The organism is Aliibacillus thermotolerans, assembly GCF_027853235.1.
Taxonomy (GTDB): domain Bacteria; phylum Bacillota; class Bacilli; order Bacillales; family Marinococcaceae; genus Aliibacillus; species Aliibacillus thermotolerans.
On the sequence record NZ_WKJG01000027.1, the window covers coordinates 44,603 to 52,474 of the forward strand.

At 39.4% G+C, this 7,872-nt stretch carries 7 protein-coding genes; 3 read left to right on the forward strand and 4 right to left on the reverse strand.

Annotated features, from left to right (window positions below; translation table 11 throughout):
* The first annotated feature begins 132 nt into the window (after positions 1–132).
* From GJS40_RS03125 to GJS40_RS03135, 3 genes are all read left to right on the forward strand, one after another.
* Positions 133–906 (forward strand): IclR family transcriptional regulator, encoded by a 774-nt coding sequence (locus tag GJS40_RS03125; RefSeq protein WP_270896085.1) that lies wholly within the window; start codon positions 133–135, stop codon positions 904–906.
* Positions 907–1,223: 317 nt separating this feature from the next.
* Complete coding sequence (locus GJS40_RS03130; protein ID WP_270896086.1) at positions 1,224–2,165, forward strand: fumarylacetoacetate hydrolase family protein; 942 nt, start codon at positions 1,224–1,226, stop codon at positions 2,163–2,165.
* A 55-nt stretch (positions 2,166–2,220) separates the two neighbouring features.
* Positions 2,221–2,718, forward strand: coding sequence for a DinB family protein (locus GJS40_RS03135; protein WP_270896087.1), 498 nt, complete (start codon positions 2,221–2,223; stop codon positions 2,716–2,718).
* Between the two features lie 720 nt (positions 2,719–3,438).
* Here GJS40_RS03135 and GJS40_RS03140 read toward each other — a convergent pair.
* The 4 genes from GJS40_RS03140 to GJS40_RS03155 form a co-directional block, all read right to left on the reverse strand.
* The gene (locus tag GJS40_RS03140; RefSeq protein ID WP_377902052.1) at positions 3,439–4,677 is read right to left on the reverse strand and encodes a CynX/NimT family MFS transporter; all 1,239 of its coding nucleotides are present in this window, start codon (positions 4,675–4,677) and stop codon (positions 3,439–3,441) included.
* A gap of 74 nt (positions 4,678–4,751) precedes the next feature.
* Positions 4,752–6,029 (reverse strand): TRAP transporter large permease, encoded by a 1,278-nt coding sequence (locus GJS40_RS03145; RefSeq protein ID WP_270896089.1) that lies wholly within the window; start codon positions 6,027–6,029, stop codon positions 4,752–4,754.
* Positions 6,030–6,031: 2 nt separating this feature from the next.
* Positions 6,032–6,526 carry a TRAP transporter small permease gene (locus GJS40_RS03150; RefSeq protein ID WP_270896090.1) on the reverse strand — a complete coding sequence of 165 codons (495 nt, stop codon included), beginning with the start codon at positions 6,524–6,526 and terminating at the stop codon, positions 6,032–6,034.
* A 10-nt stretch (positions 6,527–6,536) separates the two neighbouring features.
* Positions 6,537–7,577 carry a TRAP transporter substrate-binding protein gene (locus GJS40_RS03155; protein ID WP_270896091.1) on the reverse strand — a complete coding sequence of 347 codons (1,041 nt, stop codon included), beginning with the start codon at positions 7,575–7,577 and terminating at the stop codon, positions 6,537–6,539.
* Positions 7,578–7,872 lie beyond the last annotated feature (295 nt).

Sequence of the window (7,872 nt, forward strand, 5' to 3'; positions counted from 1 at the left end):
TTTACTATAATTATAATTTTACGGGTTTCTTTTGAGTTGTCAATAAAATTTTTAAAATTAATTGCATTTGATAAAAAAATACACTCATATTAAAATCAGGAATGAAACATAGAAGAAGTGGAGGATATCATATTGACTACAAACAAGAATAGTGGCATTCAATCTTTATATACTGGGTGGAAAATAATAGAAACGATAAAAAATCATGGTCGTCCGCTAAAATTTACCGAGATTCAAAAGATAACCAATATCAATAAAAGTAATTTGTATAAATATATTCATTCATTGCTTGAACTTAAATTGGTGTACCGAAATAAAGCGGATGGTACGTATTCTTTAGGGAGTAAATTAGTGGAATATGGAATGGCTGCTATTGGTCAAGAAGATGTCATTGCACGAGTGGAACCGTATTTATTAGAGTTAAATCAAGAAAGTCAGTGCACGGCGCTTTTTGTTACGTGGACACAAGAGGGACCGATTGTTGCCCGAATTGCAGCAGAGTCAAGAGGATTAAATATTGGTGCTCAAATTGGTACATCGCTTCCGTTAAGATCTTCGTCAGGGAAAATATTTTATACGTTTATGCCATCCAACGTCATTTTTGATTGGTTAACAAAGGAATATGATCATTTAAAAGAGAGCGAAAGAACGGCTTTACAAAACGAGCGGGAAGACATTAAAAAGTTACAGATTGCTTTTGCGGAAGAACCGCTCGTTCCAGGGGTATCCTCAGCTTCTGTTCCTATATTTAACTATAAAAAAGATTTACTTGGCGCATTGACTCTTGTTGGCTTTACTCGAGACGTTCCTTCTCAAGTGGATGAAGCAATCAGTCAAAAATTAATCAGTACCAGCGAAGAACTCTCTCACGGTTTTGGTTATGAAAATGAGGTTTATCAACAATAGTAATACTCTTATACCCACATTATGTTTTTATAATTATCAATTGAGATAAAAAACCATTTGTTTCTTCTATCAAGAGAACAAATGGTTTTTTGTTGTTTCAGTATGTGCGTTTTCGGCTATATCATTATTAATGGTTTTGCAGTTTTATTAGAAAGGTTGCATTTTTATATTGACAAACTCGTGAAAAATTGCAACTATTATAATTATAGAGAACTTGGTTTTCTATAATTATAATTTATGGCTTTTTATTGTCTATGTGGGACGGGATGAAGTGGCGCATTCGAAAGAATATGTCAATACATAAAGAGGTGAATGTTGTGAAAATAGTTAACTACAGAGTAGGAAATCGTGTACGCATTGCTTGTCAAGAAGGCGAACAAATTATTGACTTAAACGGAGCGTATCTTTCTCTTTTGCGTAAAGAAGGAAAAATTCGCGCAGAACAAATCGCAGAAGCATTCATACCAGCTGATTCTGTTGGTTTTTATCAAGGAGGAGAAGAAAGTATCGAACTTGCGAAGAAAGCAGTGGATTACATGCTTACAGAAGCAAGTGAAGAAGAGAAGCAAGCATGGGTGTTTCAACGTTCTGACGTAAAAATTGAAGCGCCGGTCATCAATCCAAGTAAAATCATTTGTGTCGGTCATAACTATCGCGACCACATTAAAGAAATGGGAAGAGAGATTCCAAAATATCCTGTTCTTTTTGCAAAATTTGCAAACGCCATCATTGGACCGGAAGATGATATTCCACTATTTCCTAACGTGGAAAAACTAGACTATGAAGCGGAATTTGCGTTTGTGGTCGGAAAAAGAGCACGCAATGTAAAAGAAGAAGATGCCCTTGATTACGTCGCTGGTTACACAATTGTGAATGACGTGAGTGCACGGGATTTACAATTTAGAACGCTCGAGTGGCTTCAAGGAAAAGCGAACGATGGAAGTGCGCCAATGGGTCCTTGGTTGGTAACGAAAGATGAAATTCCTGACCCGGATGCGTTAGAAATGTCACTTCGGGTGAATGGCGAAGAGAGACAACGGGCAAACACGAAAAACTTAGTGTTTAACGTCAACCGGATGCTTTCTTACGTGTCGGAAATTATGACTTTGGAACCAGGGGACGTAATTTTGACAGGTACTCCAGGTGGAGTAGGGCATGCGCGAGATCCACAAACGTACTTGCAAGATGGCGATGTTGTCGATATTGAAATTTCAGGCATCGGGAAATTAGAAAACACGGTTCGGAAAACTGATTTTTAAATAAAAGGTGTCCTTAACCGGGCACCTTCCTTTCCAATTGAAGGAGGAGATACACATGAAAAGTGGAAAAGAATATGCGCAAATCGTTTCGGAAAAGTTAGCATTTTTCCCAGAAGAAGCAAGTAAACTATCAGAAGAACAAATTCGTTGGAAACCTTCAGACGAAGAGTGGTCCGTGATGGAATTGCTCGTACACGTGGAAGAGTTTCCTCTTTATTTCACGAATGAACTGCTCAATGTCGTGGAAAAAGACGCGGAAAAATGGGGCAGAAATATGCAACATGAAGGGCGGCTTGCGGCGATTGCGAAAGCGGATGAGCGCGAGGTGGAAGATGTATTAGAAGGGCTTAAAAAGACAGCTGACATTGCGGCAGAACGTCTATCTAAAGTGAGTGAGGAAGACCTTCAAATTGAAAGAGAACATAACTTTCCGAAGTTTGGTGTAAAGCCGATGACGTTTCTCGTAGAACATTTCCTCGTCGAACATTTAGATACGCACCAAAATCAATTTAATAGAATTCTTTCTCAGTATAACGAACGCCACGACAATTAAACAAAAATGGCCTTCACCCGTCATCGGTGAGGGCCATTTTGTAATGAAAAAACTTGCGGTGGCAAGTTTTCCTTTATGAAAGAGTTATGGAGAAATTGAAGGGATGTAGCGAAAAGAAAGGTCGCATCACTCATTCATGGAACCTTTCTTTTGCTTATATACGGGATTATCGGTCCCATGAATTGATGAGAGGTGCTTATATCTCCCGGTTAATACCAATGGAAGTGTTCATGCGACTCTTTTTCTGCAGTATCAATTGTATGAACGAATCATACGACACTTCATTCATTTTTTAAAGCTTGATCCGTCTTATGATGCCATAAAAGACTATTTTTCTCCTAATAACTTCCAGTTCCTGCTTTCATGGAACCATTCAAAAGGGGGGGAATTATATTCACTTCGTAGTTGCATGACTCGTTCAAGGGACCATTCCTCCGGTAATTTGAGCAATGATTGGTTCCATGAACCGAAAAGCGGGGCTTAAATCTCCTGATTTATCCCAATTTGAGCATTCATGCGACCAATTTTCAGAAATAAAATCGGTTCAGTGGTTGTATGAATCGTTCATGGAACCTTTCATTCGATTAACGAAACATTGATTGGTTCCATGAACGGATGCGTGAGCTTTCATCTCTAGGAAGTTTATCAAAAAGGGGTCGTATGAACCGGTCACGAGACGCTTTTCCCCCACAATCAAAGCTCCAATGGAATGCCAATTATTTATGATTTTAACTCTATATATCGGTTCACAGATCCTTTCATCCCGAAAAATAGAATGATAAAAGACACGCATAATAAAATATAGAGAAATGGGGACCAAGTATGATAGATATCGTAAAGAATTCCTAATAGAATAGGACCAATGGCTGCGAGGAAGTAACCGAAAGATTGTGCCATTCCTGAAAGAAGGGAAGCGTGCTTGGCGGTTTTCGCTCGCAAGCTAATGAGTGTTAAGGCGAGACTAATGGCTGCCCCTTGTGCAATCCCAATAAAAATAACAGCAGTAATAATAATCGGTATCGTTGGATAAAAGATAAGTCCGAGAAAACCTAAAACATATAATGTACAAATTCCGAGGACGATCGGTTTTTGTGTCGTCATCTTATCTGCCAGAATCGGTGCGGCAAAACTAAAAGGGATACCGACAAGTTGGAGTAAAAATAGCATTCCTCCCGCCAATGATAGATTCATTCCTAACTCTTGCAACACGTCAGGAATCCACGTAATGACAGAATAAAAAAGAAACGACTGAAAGCCCATAAATAATGTGACGCACCAAGCGAGGGGAGAAGCCCAAATGGATTCAGATAGATTTGTATTCCACTCCATTTTAGAAGGCTTTTCAATATGTTTGTCTCGCTTTATTTGTGGAAACCAAACAAATAGTGCAATAATTGTGAGTACGCTCCAAATTGCAAGCGCCCATTGCCACCCTAGCCCCAGTGATTCTGATAAAGGGATACTTACCCCTGATCCAATCGATGCAAATAGCCCCATCGAAGCGGTATAAATACTCGTCATCACCCCTACTTTTTGTGGAAAATTCAGCTTGATCACGCCAGGTAATAATACATTACAAATCGCAATTCCAATACCGACCAAAGCAGTACCGGCAAAAATGAGAAAAGTAATGCCGATGGAGCGAATAAAAATACCACCAGTTAAGATAATGAGAGCAGCAAAAATGGAGACGTGACTACCGAAGCGAATCCCTAATTTCGGTGCAATGAGTGAAAACAAAGCAAAGGACAATAACGGAATGGCTGTTAGTAGTCCCGCAACTCCGTTAGACATCCCAGTGCTATCTCTAATAATTGGAACAAGGGGACCTACTGATGTAATGCTTGGGCGAAGGTTAAATGAAATAAATAAAATACCACAGATTAAGAGAACATAAGATGCACGTTTGTTAGAAGTCTCTTCTTGCAGTGGTTGAGATAAATTAGACAATGTATTCACCTTTTTCTAAATATTCGTTATTAAAAAGGAAAACCAGAGGGGAAGACTCCCTCCTGGTTGTTATCATATCATCTTTATTCAAGTAATGAAGGAATCCACAAAACGAGTTGCGGGAGATACGTAAGAATAAATAGCGTGATAATGGCTATGAAAAGAAAAGGGAGGATGGAGCGGACCAAATGTTCCATTTTTACTTCACCGAGGGAAGAGGCAATGTATAATCCATTTCCAACCGGTGGTGTTAAGAGACCAAGCGTTAGGTTGAAACACATAATCACGCCAAAATGAACCGGATCAATACCAAAATTTGCAATGACTGGCATAAAGATTGGAACTAAGATAATAAGTGCAGCAATTCCGTCCATGACCATCCCAATTAACAATAAAAGTATATTGATTAACAATAAGAACATCAGTGTACTTTCTGTAAGAGAAGTCATCCAGTTTGCGAGTGCTTGTGGAATCCGTTCAGCAGAAAGCATCCATCCAAATAAGTTGGCCATGCCGATAAGGATAGTGATAATAGAGGTGGAAATTGCTGTTCCAATCATGATGGATGGCAAGTCTTTTAGAGAAATCTCCCGATAAATAAAGAAACCAACGATAAAAGCAATGGCACAGGCAACTGCTGCAGACTCGGTTGGTGTAAAGGCTCCGCTGAGAATCCCAACAACAATCACTACCGGTACGAGTAAGGCAGGAACAACAACGATAAATGATCGCAACATGTCAGACACTTTTCGACGTGGCCGTCCTTGCCATTTCTGTTTATATCCGATGTAGGCAATCACTCCAGCAAAGGCGAAAGAAAGAAGAATCCCTGGCATAATTCCAGCTAAAAACATCGTACCGATAGATGTACCAGAAGCCACACCGTATATAATAAACATCATGCTCGGAGGGATAATGGGTCCTAACAGACCGGCAGAAGCCGTCGTTGCTACGCTAAAATTACGATCATATCCTTCCTTTGCCATTTCCGGAACGATCGTACGACTCATCATGGCAATTTGAGCCGTAGCAGAACCGATGATGGAAGCAAGAAGCATATTTGCGATAACATTTACATAAGCCAAACCGCCTTTAAAGTGGCCAACAATCGATTGCGCAAACTGTACGAGACGTCTCGTAATTCCCCCTTTGTTCATGACTTCTCCTGCCATCATAAATAATGGAATTGCTAAAAGACTATAACTTTCTAACCCAGAAAACAACCGTTGAGGAACGGTGATCAACATATTCGTACTTCCACTAATAATGATGTATGAAATTGTCGTGATCCCTAGCACATAGGCAATCGGAACTCGCAATAGAAGAAGTAAGATAAAAATGATAATTGTCACGATGACCATATTTACACCTCACCATCCGGATACTTCCAAGCCTCAAAAAATTTACATAAGCCATGAATGAGGAGAAAGAGGAATCCAATAGGAATACTTAAATAAGGATAAATCATTGGCATTCCCATGGCACTAGAACTTTGAATGAATATGTTCGGGGAAGAAAGCCAATGATAACATAGATAAAGAACGTAGATAGAAAATACGACGATAATGAAGAAACTTAACGCCAGCAACCATTGATAAGAACGTTTCCCATAGAAACGGTCAACAAACATTGTGATCACAGCCGTTTGTCCCGTTTTCACGCCCATGCTTGCGCCGATGAGCGTGAGCCAAATTAATGAGAAAATAGCGACTTCGCTTGACCACTGCAACGGTGAGGTAAAGACATATCGATAGAGAAACCCTAAAAAAAGAGAAAGGAACATGACTGTGCCAAAAAACACAGCCAGTACCTTTTCTACAATAAATACAATGTCACTTAGTTTTTTAATTACATTCATCATTCTTCCCTCATTGTGTTGTAGATTCTAAGAAAGAGGCAATAATGTCAGATTCCTGGGAATATTTTTCACGAATTTCTTTTGTTACTTCGTCAAAAGCTCCTGCGTCTTCAAGATGGTGAACTGTGATTCCTTGTGCTTCAACTTCTTCTAAATTGGACTCTTCCCGTTGGATGGCTTCTTGAATTCCCCACTCCACGGCAGCGCTCATAGCTTCTTCGACGATTTGCTGATCTTCTTCAGAAAGATTGGAATAACTTTCTTGACTCATCATCACAACTGCAGGCCATGTCATGTGATTTGTTAATGTGAGATTATCAGCAATTTCGTAATATTTTTCGGTAACAAGTGCGTCTAAATCAATGTCAATTCCATCAATGACCCCTGTTTGTAGGGAGGTATACACTTCAGGAAGAGGCATTGGGGTAGGACCTGCACCAACAGCTTCCCAAAAGTCTTGAATAGATGGACTTCCGATAACACGAACTTGTTTTCCTTGCACATCATCCGGACTTGTGACGATATCGCCTTCCATTAGAATGTGACGGTTACCGGCAAAGATAAAGTCCATTCCAATAAAACCTTGAGATTCCAAGTTCGCGAGCATTTCTTTCGCTGCGTCTGTATGTCTTGCTTCTGTCGCTTCTTCAAGACTATCAAACACGAAAGGCATAAACCATGCATTGAATTCGGTATTACGCGTGCTCATATATCCATTTGTAATAATTCCGAAATCCACCGAACCTGTTTCCATTTGTTGCAACATGTCTTGTTCTGATCCTAATTGTCCAGCTGCAAAAATCTCAAGACTCATACGTCCATCCGAACGTTCCTCTAGTTCTTCACCAAACTTCTCCGCTGTCTTATGCCATGAGTGTGATTCTTGGGTAATATGGGTGAGAGAAAAGTTGATGTTTTCTCCATTCCCCCCGCTTCCTCCTCCATTAGCACCAGATTCCGTTGTATTTTCGTTGCCGCTAACACACCCTGCAAAAAGACCTAGTGATAGGGCAAGAAAACCAGTCGACAAAATTTTTGAAATTTTCTTCATTTGACTTTAACCCCATTTCTTAAAATATTTTGTTAGTTTAAAAGTATGTAATGATAGCATTTACATAAAACGCTTTCAATTAAGAAAATTGAAGGAATTATATTTATAGTGACCTTCGTTTCTAAATAATATAGAAAGTAACAAGGAAAGTCAATAAAATTTTACAATGAGCTTTTTGCGATGTACAATCTTTTTATGTTTTAGTCCAAAAAATATAGCGTCGGTTTAGACAATAAAACGCCAGCTCTCCTCCCAATCGAACAAAAATTGCTGTGCTCCGTGTTTTGTTCGCTTC

Excerpts from the sequence above, each read along its gene's own strand:
- GJS40_RS03145 (WP_270896089.1), bottom strand. The coding sequence starts at position 6,029 with ATGGTCATCGTGACAATTATCATTTTTATCTTACTTCTTCTATTGCGA.
- GJS40_RS03155 (WP_270896091.1), bottom strand. The coding sequence starts at position 7,577 with ATGAAGAAAATTTCAAAAATTTTGTCGACTGGTTTTCTTGCCCTATCA.
- GJS40_RS03150 (WP_270896090.1), bottom strand. The coding sequence starts at position 6,526 with ATGAATGTAATTAAAAAACTAAGTGACATTGTATTTATTGTAGAAAAG.
- GJS40_RS03135 (WP_270896087.1), top strand. The coding sequence starts at position 2,221 with ATGAAAAGTGGAAAAGAATATGCGCAAATCGTTTCGGAAAAGTTAGCA.